The organism is Bradyrhizobium shewense, assembly GCF_900094605.1.
GTDB lineage: Bacteria > Pseudomonadota > Alphaproteobacteria > Rhizobiales > Xanthobacteraceae > Bradyrhizobium > Bradyrhizobium shewense.
On sequence record NZ_FMAI01000001.1, the window covers coordinates 529,937 to 551,008 of the forward strand.

The following is a 21,072-nucleotide window of genomic DNA, read 5'->3' on the forward strand; positions in this document are numbered from 1 at the left end:
CCGCACATCAGATCAGGTGTAGCCCTTGCTCTTCTTCCACTCGGCCTCGAGCTCGAAGATCGTCTTCCAGTCGCCGGCCTTGACCTCCGGCACATACGGCTCCTGCGGGATCGTGGTGCCCCAGCCGATGGCGTAGCCGACCAGCGTGTGATCGTCGCCGCGCATCGTCACGGTGCCGTCGGCACCGAACGGGCACTTGATGGTGAGGCCCTTCAATGCCTCCGCGATCTTCTTGCCGTCGACGGAGTTCGCCTTCTTTGCGGCCTCGGCCAGGAACATCACGGCGGTTGCGTTCTGCCACGACCAATTGGTCGGATACTCGTTGTACTTCGCCTTGTAGGCGTCACCCCAGGCCGCGTTCTCCGGCGTGGTCGGGAAGGTCTTGATGTAGCGGTTGCCGGAGTGGATGCCCTTGGGCAGGTTCTTCACGACGGTGAGCGCGGTGTAGTCGGCCATGTTGACCGCGAACACCTCCATCTGGCTGAACATCGCGTAGATGTTGGCCTGGTCGATATAGGAGGTGAGATCGCCGCCCCACAGGCAGGAATAAAGCGCCTGGGGTTTGGCTTGCAGGATCTTGGTGACCACCTCGGTGTAGTCGGGCTGGAACAGCTTTGGCCAGGACTCGCTGATGATCTCCACATCAGGCGCGAAACGCTTCAGATACAGCGTGAACTCGCCGGTGGTGTCGCGGCCATAGGCATAATCGGGCGAACAGGTCGCCCATTTCTTCAGGCCCTTGGTCTTCGCGATCGCGGCGGCGTAGCTGCCGCCGACGATCGAATCGTGGATGCCCTGGCGCACGCAGCGGAACGCGTTCGGGATGTGCTGCTTCGGATCAGCCGTCAGCGAGGACGCTTCCGAGCAGGTATGGATACAGAGCACGCCGAGGTCGCGCGCCACCTCATGCACCGCGAACGATCCGGAGGACGCCTCGCCGTCGAGCAGCAACTCGCAGCCATCGGTGTTGACGAGCTCGCGCGCGACGCGGGCGGCTTCCTGCGGCTGGCCCTTGGAATCGCGGATCACCATCTCGATCTGCCGGCCGGCAAGGCCGCCGGCGGCGTTGACCTTCTCGACTTCGAGCATGACCGCATTGCGCGAGGACGTACCGAGCTGCGCCACCCGGCCCGACAGGATCGTCGGCATGCCGATCTTGATGGTCTTGGCTTGCGCACGCGCCACCCAAGGCGCGGCAACACTCATCGCACCGGCGCCCATCAGCGCCAGCGTTGAACGGCGGCTGATGCCCGGTGTACGGGTCCTCGTCATTTTTCCCTCCCTCTGTCGGGTCGGCGTGTCCTGATCCCTGTCGGAGATCGTCTCGTCTCCGTGCTCCCAAGGATTTCAGAGGGAGGGGGTGACGTCAAGCCAAACATGAACTATGAGTCAGAATTCATACGAGAGGAAACGAGGCCGACAATTGGCCTGAAACCAGCGAAAATGATCAACCTGTCGAGCTTCATCGCCTTTCATGCCCGGCGCACGCCGGAGCGGTCTGCGCTGAAATATCGCGGCGAGGAGATTTCCTACGCGGCGTTCGATGCGCGTGTCCGAACGGTGGCAGCCTGGCTCGCCGCGCAGGACATCGGCGCCGGCGACATCGTGGCGGTGCTGATGAAGAACAGCGCGGCGTTCCTGGAGCTCGTCTTCGCCACCAGCCATCTCGGCGCGGTGTTTCTGCCGATCAACTTCCGCCTCTCCCGCGACGAGGTCGGCTACATCGCCGGCAATGCCGGCGCACGGCTTCTGATCGTCGATGAGGAATTGGCTGCGAATGCCGCGGGCACTGGGATTGTCGTGCTCGACGAGGCCGCGCAGCAGAGCCTTACGCGTCTTGCTGGCGATGCGCCGCCCGCGCCGATGCATATCCGCGCACCATCAGACCTGATGCGGCTGATGTATACATCGGGCACGACCGACCGCCCCAAGGGCGTGATGCTCTCTTACGATAATTTCTACTGGAAGTCCGCCGACCAGACGATCGCGCTGGGGCTCAGCGCCGAGACCCGCCTTCTCGTCGTCGGCCCGCTCTATCACGTCGGCGCGCTCGACCTGCCCGGCATCGCCGTGCTCTGGCATGGCGGCTTCATCCACATCGAACGCAATTTCGAGCCGGAGACCGCGCTTGCGGCGATCGCCGAGGACAAGCTCAACGCGGCATGGTTCGCACCTGTGATGACCAGCGCGATGCTCACCTGCCCGACGCGTGAGCATTATGACGTCTCCAGCCTGCAATGGGTTATCGGCGGCGGCGAGAAGACGCCGGAGCTGCGCATCCACGCCTTCTCCGAATATTTCCGCAACGCGCGCTACATCGATGCCTATGGCCTCACCGAGACCGTCGGCGGCGACACCTTCATGGAGGCCGGCCGCGAGATCGAGAAGATCGGCTCGACCGGGCGTGCGATTGCCCATGTCGAGATCGAGATCCGCGACGAGGACGGCAAGGCCGTGCCGGCGAACGTCAACGGCGAGATCTGCTTGCGCGGACCGAAGATCACGCGCGGCTACTGGAAGGATCCGGAGAAGACGGCGTCCGCCTTCTTCGGCGACTGGTTCCGCAGTGGCGACGTCGGCTATCTCGATGAGGATGGCTTCCTGTATCTGACCGACCGCAAGAAGGACATGATCATCTCCGGCGGCGAGAACATCGCCTCTTCCGAGGTCGAGCGCGTCATCTATGAATTGCCCGAGGTGCGTGAGGTCGCGGTGATCGGCCTGCGCGACGCAAGCTGGGGCGAACGTCCGGTTGCGATCGTCGTGCTGGCCGAGGGCGCCAGGCTCGAGCTCCCTGCGCTCACCGAGCACTGTCGCGCGCGGCTCGCGAGCTTCAAGGTGCCGAAAGAGCTGATCATTCGCGACAGCCTCCCGCGCAACCCGTCTGGAAAGATTCTCAAGCGCGTGCTGCGCGCCGAACTGGAGACCGTAGCATGACGCAAGGCCCAGCCACCGCGAAGATCACAAAACTCAACCGCGTCGAGCGCAACGCCTGGACCAAGCAGAAGATCTTCGAGGCCGCCACCAAGGTCGTCGGCAAGCATGGCTATGCCGAAGCCTCCGTCGCCCGCATCACCGAACAGGCCGGCGTCGCGCAAGGCACTTTCTACAATCATTTCGAGAACCGCCAGGAGCTGCTCGACCAGCTCTTGCCCAAGATCGGCCTCGACATGGTCGAATTTATCCGCGCCCGCACCGGCACGGAGGATGCGGCGCGGCAGGAGATCGAGCGCTTTGCCGCCTTCTTCGACTTCATCCGCGAGGTGCCGGAATTTTTGCGCATCCTCAACGAGGCCGAATTCTTCGCACCCATCGGTTACCAGAAGCATCTCGACAACATCTCGGTCGCCTATGTCCGCATCCTCCGCCGTGCGCGCCTTGCCGGCTGCATCGAGGATTTCAGCGACGAAGAGTTCGAGGCGATCGTCCACATGCTGATGGGCGCGCGCGGCTATCTCAGCCGCCGCTACTCCTATTCGGCCGGCGGCGTCACCGCCGTGCCCGAGCACGTCATCTCCGCCTATCGCAAGCTGATGACACGCGGCCTCTTCACCGCCTCCGGAGACCAGGATACGCCATGAACATCGAATCTCCGCACAGGCCGCTCGACCTTGCTTCGACCATCGCAGAGGGCGACATCCGCTGTCTCCTGATGGTGCTGGTGCACATGACGGGCGATGAGAATTGGCTTGCGCCGCCGTACTTGCCCAAGCGCGACATCCGCCTGATCCCCGATCCCGAGGCCGGCGTGCCCCGGGAGATCCAGGACGAAATCCGCGCCGCCGTGGTGAAGCTCTTCGCCGATGGTACGCCGAAGCCTGTCATCACTGACCCTGGCGACGAGCTGCTGCTGAAGATGATGCGCGCCTGTCTCGGCGAGAATGTCGCGCCGGAATACGCCCCGCTGATGCGCGAGGAGATGGGGTTTGTTGCGCGCGAGGCGCGTTGGACCAAGCAGCCATCGAGCGACAAGCTCGCGGAGCAGCACGTGCTGATCGTCGGTGCCGGCGTCTGCGCCATTGCGCTCGGCGTCGCGCTCGGTCATCTCGGCATTCCCTACACCATCGTCGAGAAGAACGCCGAGCTCGGCGGCACCTGGTGGATCAACCGCTACCCCGGCTGCGGCGTCGACACGCCGAACCACTCCTATTCCTACTCGTTCGGCTCCGGCAATGCATGGACCCGCTATTTCTGCCAGCGCGAGGAGTTGCTCGGCTATCTTCAGAAGGTCGCGGACGAATATGGCATTCGCAAGCATCTGCGCGTCAACACCGAGCTGACCTCGTCGCGCTGGGACGAAGGCAAGCGGCGCTGGATCTCGACGCTCAAGACCGAGATCGGCGAGGAGACCTTCGAATCCACCGCGCTGGTCTCGGCCATCGGCCAGCTCAACGATCCCTCCCGCGCCCGATTCGAGGGCGAGGACGACTTCAAGGGAACGATCCTGCATTCGGCGCTGTGGTCGAGCGATATCAATCTCGACGGCAAGCATGTCGCCGTGATCGGCACCGGCGCAACCTCGATGCAGCTGGTGCCGTCGATCGCCGGCCGCGTCGCCTCGGTCGCCGTCTATCAGCGCAGCGCGCAATGGGCGCGGCCGGTGAAGGGCTATGCCGATCCGATCAGCGAGTGCGCGCGCTGGCTGCTCGCGCATCTGCCGTTCTATATGCAGTGGTACCGCTTCAACATGTTCTGGCGCTATGGCGACGGCCTCTTGCCGTTCCTGCGCAAGGACCCGGCCTGGCCGCATCCCGAGCGCGCCGTCAACAAGGGCAACGACCGGCACCGCCAGGAGCTGACCGACTTCATCCTGTCGGAATTACAGGGCCGGCTGGACCTGATCGAGAAATGCGTGCCAACCTATCCGCCCTACGGCAAGCGCATCCTGCTCGACAACAACTGGTTCAAGACGTTGACGCGGCCGAACGTGGAGCTCGTCACCGACGCAATCGACCATTTCGACCAGGGCGGCATCGTCACCGCCGACGGCAAGCACCGCCGCGCCGACGTCATCGTGGTCGCAACTGGCTTCAAGGTGACGGAGATGGCGGCGCGCCTCAACATCAGCGGCCGCGACGGCAAGGATTTGCGCGAGGCCTGGGCCAACGACAATCCGACGGCGTTCCTCGGCCTCACCGTGCCCGATTTCCCCAACTTCTTCTGCATGCTCGGCCCCAACTCCGGCCCCGCGCATGGCGGCAGCGTGATCTTCCAGTCGGAATGCCAAAGCCGCTACATCGCCGCCTGCCTAGCCGAAATGATCGAGCACGACGTCGCCGCGATCGACGTCCGCCAGGATGTGCTCGACGACTACGTCCGCAAGGTCGACGCCGAGCACGAGACAATGATCTGGACCCATCCGGGCATGAGCACCTACTACCGCAATTCAAGTGGCCGCGTGTTTTCCGCGATGCCGTGGCGGTTCGTGGACTATTGGCGCATGACGCATGATCCGGATCTGGGGCAGTACAGGCTGACGAGGGCGTAGCCTCTCGCCGCCTCGGAATTCGCGGGTTAACCTCCCGTCCGACAAGGAGCGCCATACGTCCAAAGGGAGCCGTCCGTGCCCAAGCCAATCGTGCGCATCTACACCGACTACAAGAGCCCCTATGCGTTCGTCGCGAACAAGCGGCTGTTCGCGCTCGAAGAGACGCACGGCGTCGAGCTCGAATGGCTACCCTACACGCTGCGCGTCGCCGAATTCATGGGGACGGTCGAGGAGCGCACGCCGCATTTCTGGCGCAAGGTGCGCTACGCCTATATGGACGCACGGCGCTATGCCAATGCTCAGGGACTCGTCATGAAGGGGCCGCGGCGGATCTACGATGCTTTCTACTCCAGCGTCGGCATGCTGTTTGCGCAACGGCACGCCTTCTTCCGTGCGTATCACGACACGGTGTTTCGTCGCTTCTGGAGCCATGAGCTCGAGATCGACGACCTCGCCGCAATCACTGACGTCATCACATCGTGCGGTGGTTCGGCGAGCAAGTTCGAAGCCTACGTCCACGGCCCTGCCCGCGCCGAACACGACCGCATCATCGACGAGGCCGAAGCGCTGGGCGTCTTCGGCGTGCCCACCATGGTGTTCAACAGCGAGCTGTTCTGGGGCGGCGACCGCATCGACATGCTGATCGCGCGCATCGAGAAGCCCGAGACGATCGAGGCCGCGCTCGGCAGCCGCCATCGTAAGCCAGGGTAACTGCTACGCCGCGAGCCCAGTCTCCACCGGAGCAAACTCCAGCCCGAGGCTCTCCGCCACCGCCCTGTTGGTGATGCGGCCGCGATGGACGTTCAGTCCGTTGCGCAAATGCGGGTCTTCCAGTACCGCGGCAAAGCCCTTGTTCGCGAGCATCAGGCCGAACGGCAGCGTCGCATTGTTCAGCGCCTGGCTCGACGTTACCGGTACCGCGCCCGGCATATTGGCGACGCAATAGTGCACGACGCCGTCGACCTCGTAGGTCGGGTCGGTGTGCGTGGTCGCGTGCGAAGTCTCGAAGCAGCCGCCCTGATCGATCGCGACGTCGACCAGCACCGCGCCCGGCCGCATCGATTTCAGCATCGCGCGCGTGACCAGCTTGGGGGCGCTGGCGCCCGGCACCAGCACCGCACCGATCACGACATCGGCGGTGAACACCTCGTCCTCGACCGATTCGATGGTCGAGAAGCGGGTACGCACGCGTCCGGCAAAAAGATCGTCCAATTGGCGCAAGCGCGGGATCGAGCGGTCGATCACGGTAACTTCGGCACCGAGGCCTGCGGCCATGCGCGCCGCCTGCGTTCCGACCACGCCGCCGCCAAGCATGACGACGCGCGCCGGCTGCACGCCGGGCACGCCGCCCAGCAGCAGGCCGCGGCCGCCTGCCGAGCGCTTGAGCGCGGCGCCGGCGGCCTCGATGGCGAGGCGGCCGGCGACTTCGCTCATCGGGGCGAGCAGCGGGAGGTGACCGTTCGCGTCCGTGACGGTTTCATAGGCGATCGCGGTACAGCCGGAGGCAAGCAGGCCTTTGGCCTGCTCCGGATCCGGCGCAAGATGAAGATAAGTGAACAGGATCTGGCCGTCCCGGAGCTGGGCCCATTCGCTCTTCTGCGGCTCCTTTACCTTCACGATCATGTCGGACTTGGCAAAGATGTCGCGGGCGCTCTCGGCAATGGTGGCCCCTGCCCGCCGATACACCTCGTCGGACGCGCCGATGCCGCCGCCGGCGCCGGTCTCGACCGTGACCTGGTGCCCGGCCGCGACATATTCACGAACCGCGCCCGGGGTGAGCCCGACGCGATATTCCTGCACCTTGATCTCCTTGGGCACACCGACGCGCATCTTCCGGGCTCCTTTGCCACCTTGATTCTGTTCCTCATCGTAGCGACGGGGCCGGTTTGGTTTCGTGCAAATATCCGCTAGTTTCGGTTGGCCCGCGCCGGTTTCCGGCGCCAAGCTGCCCTTTCACGCTGGAAACGAAACATTGGCCCTCGACCGGAAAGACCTCACGATCCTCGCGGAACTCACGACCAATGCACGTGCCAGCCACACCGAGCTTGCCAACAAGGTGGGGCTCTCCAGCACGGCGTTGGCCCGGCGGCAGAAGGCACTGGAGGACGAGGGCTACATCCAGGCCTACCAGGCCGCACTCGATCTCTCGCAGTTCGGCCTCACCACCACCGTGTTGGTGCGCATCGCACTGGAGAGCCAGAGCGACGACGCATTGAAGGCGTTCGAGACGGAGGTGGTGAAATGCCCTTCCGTCGTGCGCTGCTTCCTGATGTCGGGAACCGACGACTACATCCTGATCGTGCTGGCCCGCGACATCCAGGATTTCGAGCGCATTCACCGCACCGAGTTGTCCCGCCTGCCGCGCGTCGCGCGCGTGCAATCGAGCTTCGCCCTGCGCGAAATCGTCAACCGCGCGGTGCCGACGGTGGTGTTCGGCGAAGCGAAGCGCTGACCTCGTCTATCCGGTCGGGAGAATCGGTCTGGAACCAAGCAACGCGTCATCCGTTGGGCGCTATCGGCCAGCGGCGGCAGCGCATTCTTGCGTCACTTCCACAATTTGCCTAGCTCGGCCTTTCCGCAAGGAATTAGGACATGGCCGACACTACGATCCCCGAACGCATTCCAATCAACCTCGTCGTCAATGGCGAAAGGCGCGCGCTCGAGGTCGTGCCGTGGACCACGCTTCTCGATGCGCTGCGTGACCGCCTGGAGTTGACCGGCACCAAGAAAGGCTGCGATCACGGCCAATGCGGCGCTTGCACCGTGCTGGTCGACGGAAGACGGGTCAATTCCTGCCTGACCCTCGCGGTCATGAAGGATGGCGCCGAGATCACGACGATCGAAGGCTTGGCCAGGGACGGCACGTTGCATCCCCTGCAACAGGCCTTCATCGACCACGATGCCTTCCAGTGCGGCTATTGCACGCCGGGACAGATTTGCTCTGCCGCGGGCTTGTTGGCCGAAGGTCGGGCGCGCGATGCCGACGAGATCCGGGAGTTGATGAGCGGAAATCTCTGCCGCTGCGGCGCATATCCCAACATCGTGGCTGCGATCGAGCAGGCAATGAGCCGGTCATGAATAATTTTCAGTATTCCCGCGCCAACGATGTCGCCGACGTGATCCGCCTTCTGGCCGCCGATCCTGGCGCAAAACTGATTGCCGGCGGGACCAATCTGATCGACCTGATGAAGGAGAACGTCGAACGCCCCTCGCGGCTGATCGACATCTCCCGCCTGCCGCTCCGCAACGTCGAGGAGACACCCGATCAGGGGCTGCGCATCGGCGCCCTGGTGCCGAATTCGGACCTCGCTTACCATCCGTTGATCGAACAGCGCTATCCCCTGCTCGCCAGCGCCATCCTCGCCGGCGCCTCCGCGCAATTGCGCAACATGGCTTCGGTCGGCGGCAATCTGATGCAACGAACGCGTTGTGCCTATTTCTATGATACGACGACGCCTTGCAACAAGCGAGAGCCCGGCAGCGGCTGCTCGGCGATCGACGGTCTCAACCGCAACCACGCGATCCTAGGCGCCAGCAATTCCTGCATCGCGACCAACCCATCCGACATGAGCGTGGCGCTGGCCGCGCTCGGCGCGCTGGTGCACATCGCAGGCCCCACCGGTGAGCGCACCATCGCGCTGACAGATTTCCATCGGATTCCAGGCGACAAACCTCACGTCGATACCAATCTCAGCACCGGCGAGATCATCACCGCGATCGGGCTGCCGCCGCGCGGCTTTGCCCGGAACTACAGCTATCTGAAGATCCGTGACCGGCTGTCGTACGCCTTCGCCTTGGTCTCGGTCGCGGCTGCGCTCGAACTGGAGGGCAACGCAATCAGCGAAGCGCGCCTGGCACTCGGCGGTGTGGCTCACAAGCCGTGGCGCAGGCTCGAAGCTGAAGCGGCGTTGCGCGGCCAGGCGGCAACGCCGGATCATTTTGGACGCGCTGCCGATCTGCTGCTGGAGGGAGCGGTCGCTGGTTCGCACAACGGCTTCAAGCTCGAACTCGCACGCCGGGCCGTCGTGCGTACGCTGATGCAGGCCGCAAGCGGCACACCACAGTCACAAGCTCACAAGAAGATCGCGTGAGGGACCGATGAACGGCTATGTCGGAACACCAACGTCCCGCGTCGATGGCCGGGCCAAAGTCACTGGCGCCGCCAAATATGCCGGCGAATTCGCGGCAGACGGCCTCCTCCATGGCTTCATCGTCGATGCAACGGTTCCGCGCGGGCGCATCACTCGGCTCGACACCAGCGACGCGCTGAAGGTGAAGGGCGTGGTCGACGTGCTCACGCATACGCATCGCGTGGCCCTCGCCGACAAGGATGAGGCCTGGAAGGACGAGGTGGCGCCGGAGAAGGGTTCACCCTTCCGCCCGCTTTATGACGACAGGGTCAAGTTCAACGGTCAGCCAATCGCGCTCGTCATCGCGGAGGACTGGGAAACTGCCAAATTCGCGGCAACGCGCGTGCGTGTCGAATACGAGCAGGAGGCGTTTGCGACCGATCTCGAAACCGAACGCGGCACATCCGCCAAGGTGGACCAGCCGCACAAGCCGCGCGGCGACGCCGCAGCGGCGCTGGCTGGGGCAGCGGTTCGCCATGAGGCCGACTACGTCCTCCCGACCGAGCACCACAACCCGATGGAGCTCTATGCGACGACAGCGGTCTGGGACGGCAGCGGCAGCCTCACGGTCTACGACAAGACGCAGGGCGTCCAGAACGTCCATAAATATCTCTGCGGCGTGTTCGACATGAAGCCGGAGGACATCCGCGTGGTCTCGCCCTATGTCGGCGGCGCCTTCGGCTCCGGCCTGCGGCCGCAGCACCAGGTGGTGCTGGCAACGCTTGCCGCCCTCGCGCTGAAGCGATCCGTTCGTGTCGTATTGACGCGGCAGCAGATGTATGGGCTCGGCTACCGGCCGATGACCATCGAGCGCGTCGCGCTCGGCGCAAAGTCGGACGGCACGCTCGATGCGGTCACGCACGAAGCCATTGCCGTCACCTCGCGCTACGAGGATTTCTCACGCAATGACACCGGCTGGGCGGAGCAGCTCTACAAGAGCCCCAACAGTCGCCTCTCCCACAAGCTCGTCCACCTCGACGTCGCCACCCCCTGCGACATGCGTGCGCCGGGCGCGGCAACCGGCGTCTGCGCACTCGAATGCGCCATGGACGAGCTGGCCGTCGCGCTCAAGCTCGATCCGATCGAGCTGCGCCTGAAGTGCTACTCGGATCGCGACCAGAGCGAAGACCTGCCTTTCAGCAGCAAGCAGCTGCGCGAATGTTACGCCCGTGGCGCGGAAGCCTTCGGCTGGGCCCGCCGCAATCCCGCGCCGCGTGCGATGCGCGATGGCAAGGACCTGGTCGGCTGGGGCATGGCGACAGGGGTGTGGGAGGCGCTGCAGATGCCGGTCGCCGTGCGCATTGTGCTGACCGCCAACGGCCACGCCGAGGTATCCTGCGCCGCGTCCGATATCGGCACCGGCACCTACACCATCATGGCGCAGGTCGCGGCCGACGCCCTCGGGCTGCCGATCGGGAATATCGACGTGAAGCTTGCCGATTCAACCCTGCCCCAAGCGCCCGTCGAGGGCGGCTCCTGGATGGCCGCTTCGAGCGCACATGCGGTCTTGGGAGCGGCCGAGGACATTCGCCAGGAGCTCGCGCGTCTGGCCAAGGCGATACCTGACTCGCCACTTGGCGGCCTCAATGCATCCGAAATGGTTCTTGTTGACGGCACGATTTCCAAGGCCGGCGACAAGAGCCGCGCCGTCGCGATCGCCGATGCGATGCGTCACGGCAAGCTCGAGCGGATCGAGAAGCAGAAGCTCAACCAGTTCGCGGAGGACAAGTCGCACGCCCGCAACACGCATTCGGCTGTCTTCGCCGAGGTGAAGGTCGACGAGGAACTCGGCGTCATTCGGGTCACGCGAGTCGTGAGCGCCGTCGCGGCCGGGCGGATCCTGAATACCAAGACAGGCCGCAGCCAGATCATGGGCAGCGTGGTCTGGGGGATCGGAATGGCGCTGCACGAGGAGACGGTGATGGACCACCGCTTCGGCCGCATCATGAACGCGAACATCGGCGAGTACCACATCCCGGTGAATGCCGATATTCACGACATCGACGTCATCTTCGTCGACGAGCCGGACGACCGAATCAACAAGCTCGGCGTCAAGGGTCTCGGCGAGATCGGCATCGTGGGCGTGCCTGCGGCAATCGCGAACGCCGTCTATCATGCCACCGGCAAGCGTGTCCGGCACTTCCCGATCACGCTGGACAAGCTGCTCGGCTGACGTGCCTTGTCATCCGAGCCATGCTTGGATCGGGCCAGTGTCATCCAGCTGTCATCGAATGTGTCGATGAGCTGTGTCTCTGGCACATTCAGGACCCGACATGGACTATTTCAAGCGCTTCAACTTCCTGTTCGCCGCACCAGTGTTCGACGCCGACGATCTCGAAGGCGTCCGCTTCAACCAGATCATCGAGGAGATCCAGCGTTCCGGCTTCGAGGTGGTCCGGGCCCGCAAGCTCGAGGATGCCGAGATGGCGGTGCAGACCGATGCCGCGATCGGCTGCATGGTGGTGGACTGGGGCAAGAAGGGCCTGGAGGGCAAGACCTCGGCGCTGATCAACCTGATGCGCCGCCGCGGCCTCGATTTCCCGATCATCCTCCTGATCCGGCGCAAGCGCTTCGAGGACCTGCCGGTCGAGGTGCTCGATTTCATCGACGGGTATGTCTTCCTGTCCGAGGAGACGCCGACCTTCATCGCCAAGAATCTGATCAGCCGGCTCAAGCAATATGCCGAAACGCTGAAGACGCCGTTCTTCGGCGCCCTGGTCGACTATGCCGAGGAAGGCAACCAGCTCTGGACCTGCCCGGGGCACAATGGCGGCGTGTTCTACAACCGCAGCCCGATCGGCCGGGTCTTCGTCGAGCACCTCGGCGAATCCGTGTTCCGCGACGACCTCGACAATTCCGTGCTCGATCTCGGCGACCTCCTCACCCATGAAGGGCCGGCGCTGAAGGCGCAGAAGGAAGCCGCGCAGATTTTTGGCGCGGAGAAGACCTATTTCGTGCTCAACGGCACCTCAACCTCGAACAAGGTCGCACTCGGCGCCCTCGTCACCGACGGCGACCTCGTGTTGTTCGACCGCAACAACCACAAGGCCGCCCATCACGGCGCCCTGATGATCAACGGCGGCGTCCCGGTTTACGTGCCGACCATCCGCAACGCCTGGGGCCTGATCGGCCCGATGCGCTGGGATGTGCTGGACGAGAAAACCTTGCGCGAGGCGATCCGCAATCACCCGCTGGTCACGGACAAGGAGGCCTGGCGCAAGGAGCGGCCGTTCCGCGTCGCCGTCGTCGAACAGTGCACCTATGATGGGACGATTCACAGCGCCGAGATGATCCTGAAGCGCGTCGGCCATCTCTGCGAGTACATCCTTTTCGACGAGGCCTGGGCCGGCTTCATGAAATTCCACCCGCTCTATGCCGGCCGCTTCGCCATGGGGCTGGCGAACCTTCCGCCGGAAGCACCGGGCATCATCGCGACGCAATCGACCCACAAGCAGCTTGCGAGCTTCTCGCAGGCCTCACAGATCCACATCAAGGACCGCCACATCCGCGGCCAGAAGCGGCGCGTCGAGCACCGCCGCTTCAACGAGAGCTTCATGCAGCACGCCTCCACCTCGCCCTTCTATCCGCTGTTCGCCTCGCTCGACGTCGGCGCCCAGATGATGAAGGGCCGCTCGGGCGAAGTGCTGTGGGACGACACGATCCGCCTCGGCATCGAGCTGCGCAAGAAGATCCGCGCGATGCGCAGGGAGTTCGAGGAGAAGGAGCAGAACGCCGATCGGCGCTGGTTCTTCGAACCCTTCGTTCCCGACCGCGTCGCCATTCCCGATGTCGGCCGCCCCGGCGCCGCCCACAACGTCGCCTGGGAAACCCTCTCCACCGATGAGCTCGCCACCAACGCCGCGCTGTGGCAGCTCTCGCCCGACACCAACTGGCACGGCTTCCCCGGCATGGCCGAAGGCTTTGCCATGACCGATCCGAACAAGCTGACGCTGCTCACCCCCGGCTTCGACCGCTCCGGTGCCTATGCCGAGCACGGCATCCCCGCCCCCGTCGTCGCGCAATATCTGCGCGAGAACCGCATCGTCCCCGAGAAGAACGACCTCAACTCCCTGCTCTTCCTGCTCACCCCTGGCGTCGAGGCGAGCAAGGCCGGCACGCTGATCTCCGGCCTCGTCGCCTTCAAGCGGCTGCACGACGACAATGCGCTGCTGTCCGACGTCATTCCGGAGTTCTACCAGCGGCGGCAGGCGCGCTATGCCGGCGTGCGCTTACGCGATCTCTGCGGCGAGATGCACCGCTTCTTCCGCGCCGCCGACGTGAGCGCGCTTCAGGCCCGGCAGTTCATGCCCGAGCACATGCCTGAGATCGCGATGTCGCCTCGCGATGCTGCCCGCTATCTGTTCAAGAACGATGTCGACTATTTGCCGATCGAGGCCATCGCAGGCCGCATCGCGACCACGCCCTTCGTGGTCTATCCGCCGGGCATCGCCACCATCGTGCCCGGGGAGCGGCTGACGGAACGGGCCAAGCCCATGGTGGATTATCTCAAGATGTTCGAAACCTGCTTCAACACATTTCCGGGCTTCGACGTCGAGATCCAGGGCGTCTACAAGGAGATCGATGCCCAGGGGCGCATCGGGCTCTATACTTACGTCGTTGCCGAGTAGGTGCGAATGAACGAAACAGCTGCGCGCGCGAGCGACGAAGCCGTCCTGGTCAGGCCGTCACGCGAGAGCGATGTCGAGGCGATGCTGGCGATCTACCGCCATCACGTCAGTAACGGCGTGGCGCGCGACATCGAGGGAACCGGCGCGCCCGAGCCGGACGATCTGCGCGACCGGCGCAAGAACCTCAAGCAGACCCGCCTGCCGCATCTGGTCGCGACCTTTCGCGGCGAGGTGGTCGGCTATGCCTATGCGGTGCTGTTCCGCAAGCGCCCGGCCTATCGCTACACGGCCAAGCACTCGATCTACGTCCACCATGAGCAGCTCGGCCGCGGGATCGGACGGCTGTTGCTGCAGGAATTGATCGATGCTTGTGCGGCTGCCGGCTTCCGCCAGATGATCGGCTATATCGACGCCGACAACGCGCCCTCGCTGGCGCTGCACGAGAAGTTTGGCTTCGCGCGCGCTGGCCTGCTTTGCGGCGTGGCCTATCGCCACGGCCGCTGGTCCGACACCGTCATGGTGCAGCGATCGCTCGGCGCGGGGACCACGGCGCCCCCACCCGTCATGGCGCCGGGCCGGTAAACCTCAGGACGGAAAGTCGGCCGCTCTCACATGGATGCGGTCGGCATGCAGCGACCAGTGATGCAGGGCCTGGTCCTTGCAGAACCTGGCCTTCGCCCGCTCCCTGGCCTCGTCCTCGTCGGAGGCGTCGATTTCCAGCGTCCCCTGGCAAATCTCGCTCTGCCGGCCGTACTCGCCGAGCACATCCTTCATGAACTTGACGACATAGGTTGACATGGGACCTCCCTGCTGCCCCGGCCGCACTCTAGTCCCATTTAAGCCGGACCGGGAAAGGAGATTTTGACGCGGATCAAGCCCGGCAAAGTTCCCGCCGCCCATTCAGGCGGCAGCCCTCATGTGGTGATGTCGAGCAGCGACTCTGTCGTTTCCGCGTAAGCCTGAGTGACTTTCGCATTGGCAATGAAGCTGTACTTGGCGGCCGCCAGTTGAACGAATTCGTTGGCGATATCGACATTCGGCGCGGCGACCAGCCCATCCTGGTTTGCGAAGGAAGCGCTTGGGTCTGATTGCGCGGTATAGCTCGGCGATACCGTCGACACCTTCGCGATCGTGCCGCCCGGCGTCGAGCCGCTCGATTGGTCGACCTGATCGACGCGCAATGGCACGTAAGCCGCGGGAAACGTCGGAGCAATGCCCGGACTGCCTGTAACGGCCGACGGGCTCGACCCGCCCGACGCCGGCAGCGGGCCGGTCGTTTGAACATTGGCGATGTTGCTCGCGGCGACGTTCACGCGCAAACTCGCCGCATAAAGTCCGGATGTCGCAATCGAGAAGATGCTCATGGACTTTCAACTACAGGACAAGTGATACGCGTTCACTTACCCGCTCGATAAGATGCGGCGCTTTGCCTTTCCGTCGTGGTAACCAATGATCAGAGCGCGCTGACCCTTCGCGCCCCTACCCCGGCGTCACCCCGAACGCCTGCTTGAAGCGCTCCGCATAACGCGGCCAGACCTCGGGATTGATGATGCGCGGCGGGCGCTTGCCGTCGAGCGTGTCCAGCACCTGCTCGGCCGCGATCCGGCCCATATTCCGCCGTGCCTCGATCGTGACGCCGGCGGTGTGCGGGCTTGCCAGCACGTTGTCGAACTGGAGCAGCGGATGCTCTGGCGGTGGAGGCTCCTTGGACCAGACGTCGAGGCCGGCACCGGCGATGCGCTTGTCGCGCAGCGCCTGGAGCAGCGCATCCTCGTCATGGATGAAGCCGCGCGCCGTGGTGATGAAATACGCATGCGGCTGCATCAGCCCGAACTCGCGCACGCTGATCATGTTGCGGCTGCCCTTGTTGAGCGGGCAGGAGATCGAGACGAAATCGGCGCGGCGCAACAGCTCGTCGAGCTCGACCTTCTCCCCGCCCCGCTCCGCCATCACCTCGGCCGTGAGGTACGGATCATAAGCCAGCACCCTCATGCCGAGCAGGCCCTTGCACAGCGCGGCAATGCGGCGGCCGACATTGCCGAGGCCGATGATGCCGACGGTCTTGTGCTCGACCTCGTTGCCGACCAGATCGTTGCGGTTGACGTCGCGCTCGCGGCGCAGTCGGCGATCGGACTGGATGATACGTTTGGACAAGGTCAGCATCATCGCCAGCGCGTGCTCGGCGACTGAATGGGCATTGCCGCCGGACTGATTGACGACGAGCACGCCCGCATCCGTGCAGGCTTCGACATCGACAGGGTCGAAGCCCGCGCCATTGCTGGAGACCAGCAGCAGGTTCGGCGTGCGCTTCAGGAAGGTGGCATCGACATGGAAATGCGGGGCGAGTTCGTCCCGGGCGGCGCCGATCTGGTAAACGTGCGCCGCATTCAGGATCGGCGCGTAGACATCTTCGGGACTCCCGTTTTCGATGCGATCGAGCCGGACGTCAGGCCGCGCCTTCAGGATGTCGACATAGATCGGATTGGCCAAATAATTGGAGTAGAAGACACGCTTGCTGTTGACGGACATTGGGACCCTTCCGGCTCTCTCGAGGAGAGACGCAAGGTCGGCGCGATGCGCGCCCGTCCGTGCCCCCTCCCGTTTTCTCGTTGTCGCCGCTTATGACATGGCGGTGCCGACCACGACAGGCCGTTCAGCGCAGATCACGGTGCGGCCCGGACATGTTGACAATCCCGCCCGCTCCGTCAAGTTCGACCGATCGCGCGACGGCCAGAACCAAGAAGCATGCGCGGCCCAAGAAAATACGCCAAGGGAGAACGCAATGGCGATTGCGGAACAGCGTACTCAGGCGGGACAGGCGTCCGGCGACAACAGCTGGCACGGCATCGTCCTGCAAACCCTGAAGCGGAACGAGATCAGCCTCATCCCTTACGTGCCCGACCGGGTGCTGACGCCCCTGATCAAGAGCCTGCACGCCGATCCCTTCTTCACCACCTTCGCCACCGCCCGCGAGGAGGAAGCCGTCGGCATCGTCTCAGGCGCCTGGATGGGTGGGCGGCGCGGCGCAGTCCTGATGCAGACCTCCGGCTTTGCCACGCTCGCCAACGTGCTCGCCTCGCTCGCAGTGCCCTACCAGATCCCGCTGATCATGTTCGTGTCCGAGCGCGGCACGCTCGGCGAGTTCAATTACGGGCAATCGCTGGTCTGCCGCACCATGCGCCCAGTGCTGGATTCGCTGGCGCTGGAGCACCACACCATCACCCGGCTCGACGAGCTCGAATTCATCACCGACCGCTCGATCAAGCAGGCCGTCACGACGCAGGCGCCGGTGGCGCTGATCCTCAACCCGCTGCTCACCGGCGGCAAGGTTTTCGACAAGTGAGCGCCACCATGAACACGCGCAATACCAAGGTGATGAACCGGTTCGATGTGACCTCGCGCCTGATCGGAAAGCTCAAGCACGAGGAAGCCGTGATCGGCGGCATCGGCAACACCAATTTCGACCTCTGGTCCGCCGGCCACCGCCCGCAGAATTTCTACATGCTGGGCAGCATGGGCCTCGCCTTCCCGATCGCGCTCGGCGTGGCGCTGGCGCAGCCCGACCGCCGCGTCTTCGCGCTCGAAGGCGACGGCTCGCTGTTGATGCAGCTCGGCGCGCTCTCGACGATCGCGACGTTGAAGCCGAAGAACCTCATCATGATCGTGATGGACAACGGCATCTACCAAATTACCGGCGCACAGCCGACGCCCGCGGCAAGCGTCGCGGACATCGTTGCCATCGCGGCAGGCTCTGGCCTTTCCAACAGCACCTGGGCCGCAGACGAGGAGGATTTCGAGCGGTTGGTCGATGCGGCGATGTCCGCCGCCGCGCCGAGCCTGATCGCGGTCCGCATCGACGACAAGCCCGGCGTCGGCACCACAAGGCGCGATCCCGTACAAATCCGGGAGCGCTTCATGCACGGGCTCGGCGTGCGCGAGCCGCTTTAACATTTTGTCATTAACTACACAGCGATCTGATGGAGGGACTGTACCGGTCCGCTGCCAATCTGTGCTAAGCGAACCGGATGTCCATTTTGATCCGTTCATTTGCCTGGCTGCTCGCTGCCGCCGTTACTTTCGCCACCCTCGGTCCCCCCGGCCTGCGACCCCATTCCGACCTCGGCCAGGACGGCGAACATGCGCTCGCCTTCATCCTGGTGGGACTGGCCTTCGGCCTCGCCTATCCGCGGCGGCGCCTGCCGGGCGCAGGAGCTGCGGTCGTCCTGATTGGCGTGCTCGAGCTGATGCAATTTTGGGCACCCGGACGCCACGCCCGGCTGGAGGACTTTCTGGTCGACGCGCTCACGGCCTGCCTCGGCTTTGCGCTCGCGGCGATCACCGATTGGGGTGTGACGCGCTTTCGCGCAAGCCCCTCTGCAGCAAGCGAAGGCCCCGCGGAGTAAAGCTCCGCAGGGCCCTTTTCTCTCCACACCTGTGGTCGGCTTGGATCAGTCGATGATCTTGACCACGCGACGCGTGCGCGGCTCGACGATCACGCGGCGATCGTTCACGACCGCATAGCGATACTCAGTGTAGTTCGGTACGGGGCGGAGCACCACGGTCGGCGGCAGCGGCTCGCCTACCACGACGCGCTCCTCGACCACGACGGAATCGCTGCGAGGAATTCCGCCAAGGACCGCATTCGGAATCTCGAGGCCGGCGCCCACGGCCGCACCAACGGTGCCGCCAACCATGGCGCCGATCGGGCCGCCAATATCGCCGCCCGCACGCGCGCCGTCCCTGGCGCCTTGTTCGGTCGTCGACTGAGCAAAGGCTGCGCTCGACGCCAGCAGCGACGCTGCAGCCAACGTAATCGCAAGACGGGTTTTCATGTTGCTTTGTCTCCAGTGATTGTCCTGCGCCTTCAACCGTGGGGCCGGAGCATTGTTCCGGTTCCCCCGAAGCGAAGACGCCTCAAAAACTGGAGACTGTTACTGCGTAACAGTTCAGGCTGCGGCGATCTCGTGGCCTGCCATCAGTTCCAGTGCCCGCACCATCGCGGAATGATCCCAGCCCTTGCCGCCATGCGCAGTGCAGGCCGAGAACAATTGCTGCGCCACCGCCGTGCTCGGCAACGACAGGCCCAGCGAGCGCGCACCTTCGAGCGCGAGATTGAGATCCTTCTGATGCAGCTCGATGCGGAAGCCGGGATCGAAATTGCGCTTCACCATGCGCTCGCCATGCACTTCGAGGATGCGCGAGGAGGCAAAGCCACCCATCAGCGCCTGCCGCACCAGCGCCGGATCGGCCCCGGCTTTCGATGCGAACAACAACGCCTCGCTCACCGCTTCGATCGTCAGCGCGACGATGATCTGGTTGGCAACCTTCGTCGTCTGCCCGTCGCCATTGGCGCCGACGCGGGTGACATTCTTGCCCATCTTGTCGAACACCGGCTTCATGGTGCCAAAGGCCCGCTCCGGCCCGCCCACCATGATGGTGAGGCTCGCCGCCTTGGCGCCGACCTCCCCGCCCGACACCGGCGCGTCGAGATAGTCCGCCCCGAGTGCCTCGATCTTCTTCGCGAACTCCTTCGTCGCCAGCGGCGAGATCGAGCTCATGTCGACGACGATCTTGCCTTTCGAGATGCCGCTCGCAACACCATCCTTGCCGAACAGCACCGCTTCGACATGCGGCGTGTCCGGGACCATGATGATGACCGCATCGGCCTCCTCGGCGACCTGCTTGCTCGACTTGCAGGCAACTCCGCCCGCAGCGATCAGCTCGGGCGCGACCGGCGCGACATCATGCAGGAGCACGCGATGGCCCGCGCTAAGGAGATGGCCGGCCATAGGCCGTCCCATGGTGCCAAGTCCGATGAAGCCGATGTCGATCATGTCTCATTCTCCAGATTTAGGCCAAGTCGATCCACAAGCTCGGTGCACCTCTCCCGCTTGCGGGGAAGGTCGGCGCGCAGCGCCAGGTGGGGGCTCTATCCGCTTGGGTCTTTCAGCGCATCTCGATCGAATCTTTTCGCGGAGATACCCCCACCCCAGCCCTCCCCCGCAAGCGGGAGAGGGAGCGCACCGCTGCTACGTCTCGAACGTCTGCGCTGCGTGCCACGAAAGCCCTTCCAGCGTCGTGGTGCGCGGCTTGTATTCGCAGCCGACCCAGCCGCGATAGCCGATTGCGTCGAGATGGCGGAACAGGAAAGGATAGTTGATCTCGCCGGTGCCGGGCTCGTGGCGACCCGGATTGTCGGCGAGCTGGATGTGGGCGATCTGGGGCAGATATTCCTGCATGGTGCGGGCGAGATCGCCCTCCATGATCTGCATGTGATAGATGTCGTACTGGACGAACAGATTGTTCGACCGCACCTCGGAGATCAGCTGTATCGCCTGCTCGGTGCCGTTGAGGAAGAAGCCGGGAATGTCGAGCGTGTTGATCGGCTCGACCAGCAGCTTGATGTTCTCACGTGCCAGCGTGGAGGCGGCAAAGCGCAAATTTCCGACCAGCGTCTCGTTGAGTTCGTGCGGATCGGCATCGGCAGGCGCAATACCCACGAGGCAGTTGAGCTGCTCGCAATCGAGCGCCTTGGCATAGTCGATGGCGCGAAACACGCCGTCGCGGAATTCAGCGGTGCGATCGGGCAGGATCGCAATGCCGCGCTCGCCCCCGGCCCAGTTTCCGGCCGGCAGATTGTGCAGCACCTGGGTCAGGCCGTGGGCTTCCAGCTGCTCGCGCAGCTGCGCCTTGTCGAAATCATAGGGGAAGAGATACTCAACCCCAGAAAAGCCCGCCGCCTTCGCCGCTGCGAAGCGGTCGAGGAACGGCATCTCGTTGAAGAGCATGGTGAGGTTGGCGGCGAATTTCGGCATGATGAGGTCCT

General features: G+C 64.3%; 21 protein-coding genes. 13 read left to right on the top strand and 8 right to left on the bottom strand.

What is annotated here, in order from left to right:
• Positions 1–12 precede the first annotated feature (12 nt).
• The gene (locus GA0061098_RS02245; RefSeq protein ID WP_091952961.1) at positions 13–1,272 is read right to left on the bottom strand and encodes an ABC transporter substrate-binding protein; all 1,260 of its coding nucleotides are present in this window, start codon (positions 1,270–1,272) and stop codon (positions 13–15) included.
• 171 nt (positions 1,273–1,443) lie between these two features.
• Here GA0061098_RS02245 and GA0061098_RS02250 point away from each other — a divergent pair, with 171 nt between their 5' ends.
• The 4 genes from GA0061098_RS02250 to GA0061098_RS02265 all read left to right on the top strand — a co-directional run bounded on the left by GA0061098_RS02250 (position 1,444) and on the right by GA0061098_RS02265 (position 6,199).
• Complete coding sequence (locus GA0061098_RS02250) at positions 1,444–2,937, top strand: AMP-binding protein (protein WP_091952965.1); 1,494 nt, start codon at positions 1,444–1,446, stop codon at positions 2,935–2,937.
• Positions 2,934–3,581 (top strand): TetR/AcrR family transcriptional regulator, encoded by a 648-nt coding sequence (locus GA0061098_RS02255; protein ID WP_091952968.1) that lies wholly within the window; start codon positions 2,934–2,936, stop codon positions 3,579–3,581. Before GA0061098_RS02250 ends, GA0061098_RS02255 begins: the two co-directional genes overlap by 4 nt.
• Positions 3,578–5,488, top strand: a complete 1,911-nt coding sequence (locus tag GA0061098_RS02260) for a flavin-containing monooxygenase (RefSeq protein ID WP_091952970.1) — start codon at positions 3,578–3,580, stop codon at positions 5,486–5,488. Before GA0061098_RS02255 ends, GA0061098_RS02260 begins: the two co-directional genes overlap by 4 nt.
• Positions 5,489–5,563: 75 nt before the next feature.
• A complete protein-coding gene (locus GA0061098_RS02265; protein ID WP_091952972.1) occupies positions 5,564–6,199 on the top strand; it encodes a 2-hydroxychromene-2-carboxylate isomerase in 636 nt (211 codons plus the stop codon).
• A 3-nt stretch (positions 6,200–6,202) separates the two neighbouring features.
• Here GA0061098_RS02265 and ald read toward each other — a convergent pair whose 3' ends face one another.
• The gene (ald, locus tag GA0061098_RS02270; protein ID WP_091952974.1) at positions 6,203–7,318 is read right to left on the bottom strand and encodes an alanine dehydrogenase; all 1,116 of its coding nucleotides are present in this window, start codon (positions 7,316–7,318) and stop codon (positions 6,203–6,205) included.
• A 142-nt stretch (positions 7,319–7,460) separates the two neighbouring features.
• Between ald and GA0061098_RS02275 the strand changes: the two genes are divergently transcribed.
• The 6 genes from GA0061098_RS02275 to GA0061098_RS02300 all read left to right on the top strand — a co-directional run bounded on the left by GA0061098_RS02275 (position 7,461) and on the right by GA0061098_RS02300 (position 14,828).
• On the top strand, positions 7,461–7,940 hold the full coding sequence (locus tag GA0061098_RS02275) for an Lrp/AsnC family transcriptional regulator (protein ID WP_165637102.1): 480 nt from the start codon (positions 7,461–7,463) through the stop codon (positions 7,938–7,940).
• 140 nt (positions 7,941–8,080) lie between these two features.
• Positions 8,081–8,566: a (2Fe-2S)-binding protein gene (locus GA0061098_RS02280; protein WP_091952978.1), complete on the top strand. Its 486-nt coding sequence runs from the start codon at positions 8,081–8,083 to the stop codon at positions 8,564–8,566.
• Entirely contained in the window at positions 8,563–9,579 is a 1,017-nt protein-coding gene (locus tag GA0061098_RS02285; RefSeq protein ID WP_091952981.1) for an FAD binding domain-containing protein, read from the top strand. The genes GA0061098_RS02280 and GA0061098_RS02285 overlap by 4 nt, the downstream gene beginning before the upstream one ends.
• Before the next feature lie 7 nt (positions 9,580–9,586).
• Complete coding sequence (locus GA0061098_RS02290) at positions 9,587–11,791, top strand: xanthine dehydrogenase family protein molybdopterin-binding subunit (protein WP_091952984.1); 2,205 nt, start codon at positions 9,587–9,589, stop codon at positions 11,789–11,791.
• 100 nt (positions 11,792–11,891) lie between these two features.
• The gene (locus GA0061098_RS02295; protein WP_091952987.1) at positions 11,892–14,246 is read left to right on the top strand and encodes an Orn/Lys/Arg family decarboxylase; all 2,355 of its coding nucleotides are present in this window, start codon (positions 11,892–11,894) and stop codon (positions 14,244–14,246) included.
• 6 nt (positions 14,247–14,252) lie between these two features.
• On the top strand, positions 14,253–14,828 hold the full coding sequence (locus tag GA0061098_RS02300) for a GNAT family N-acetyltransferase (RefSeq protein ID WP_165637103.1): 576 nt from the start codon (positions 14,253–14,255) through the stop codon (positions 14,826–14,828).
• A 3-nt stretch (positions 14,829–14,831) separates the two neighbouring features.
• On the opposite strand, the gene GA0061098_RS44705 is transcribed toward GA0061098_RS02300, so the two are convergent.
• The 3 genes from GA0061098_RS44705 to GA0061098_RS02315 form a co-directional block, all read right to left on the bottom strand.
• Entirely contained in the window at positions 14,832–15,044 is a 213-nt protein-coding gene (locus GA0061098_RS44705; protein ID WP_018315882.1) for a hypothetical protein, read from the bottom strand.
• Positions 15,045–15,160: 116 nt separating this feature from the next.
• The gene (locus tag GA0061098_RS02310) at positions 15,161–15,610 is read right to left on the bottom strand and encodes a flagellar basal body rod protein FlgC (protein ID WP_091952992.1); all 450 of its coding nucleotides are present in this window, start codon (positions 15,608–15,610) and stop codon (positions 15,161–15,163) included.
• 115 nt (positions 15,611–15,725) lie between these two features.
• A complete protein-coding gene (locus GA0061098_RS02315) occupies positions 15,726–16,775 on the bottom strand; it encodes a hydroxyacid dehydrogenase (RefSeq protein ID WP_091952994.1) in 1,050 nt (349 codons plus the stop codon).
• A 253-nt stretch (positions 16,776–17,028) separates the two neighbouring features.
• Here GA0061098_RS02315 and GA0061098_RS02320 point away from each other — a divergent pair, with 253 nt between their 5' ends.
• The 3 genes from GA0061098_RS02320 to GA0061098_RS02330 all read left to right on the top strand — a co-directional run bounded on the left by GA0061098_RS02320 (position 17,029) and on the right by GA0061098_RS02330 (position 18,649).
• A complete protein-coding gene (locus GA0061098_RS02320; protein ID WP_091953903.1) occupies positions 17,029–17,589 on the top strand; it encodes a thiamine pyrophosphate-binding protein in 561 nt (186 codons plus the stop codon).
• 8 nt (positions 17,590–17,597) lie between these two features.
• Positions 17,598–18,194 (top strand): thiamine pyrophosphate-dependent enzyme, encoded by a 597-nt coding sequence (locus tag GA0061098_RS02325; RefSeq protein WP_165637104.1) that lies wholly within the window; start codon positions 17,598–17,600, stop codon positions 18,192–18,194.
• Between the two features lie 77 nt (positions 18,195–18,271).
• Positions 18,272–18,649 carry a VanZ family protein gene (locus tag GA0061098_RS02330; protein WP_091952998.1) on the top strand — a complete coding sequence of 126 codons (378 nt, stop codon included), beginning with the start codon at positions 18,272–18,274 and terminating at the stop codon, positions 18,647–18,649.
• Positions 18,650–18,694: 45 nt separating this feature from the next.
• Here the strand turns inward: GA0061098_RS02330 and GA0061098_RS02335 are convergent, their stop codons facing one another.
• The 3 genes from GA0061098_RS02335 to hyi all read right to left on the bottom strand — a co-directional run bounded on the left by GA0061098_RS02335 (position 18,695) and on the right by hyi (position 21,061).
• Positions 18,695–19,078: a DUF1236 domain-containing protein gene (locus tag GA0061098_RS02335; RefSeq protein WP_018315876.1), complete on the bottom strand. Its 384-nt coding sequence runs from the start codon at positions 19,076–19,078 to the stop codon at positions 18,695–18,697.
• Positions 19,079–19,192: 114 nt separating this feature from the next.
• A complete protein-coding gene (locus GA0061098_RS02340; RefSeq protein WP_091953000.1) occupies positions 19,193–20,080 on the bottom strand; it encodes a 2-hydroxy-3-oxopropionate reductase in 888 nt (295 codons plus the stop codon).
• Between the two features lie 195 nt (positions 20,081–20,275).
• The gene (gene hyi / locus GA0061098_RS02345; protein WP_091953003.1) at positions 20,276–21,061 is read right to left on the bottom strand and encodes a hydroxypyruvate isomerase; all 786 of its coding nucleotides are present in this window, start codon (positions 21,059–21,061) and stop codon (positions 20,276–20,278) included.
• Positions 21,062–21,072 lie beyond the last annotated feature (11 nt).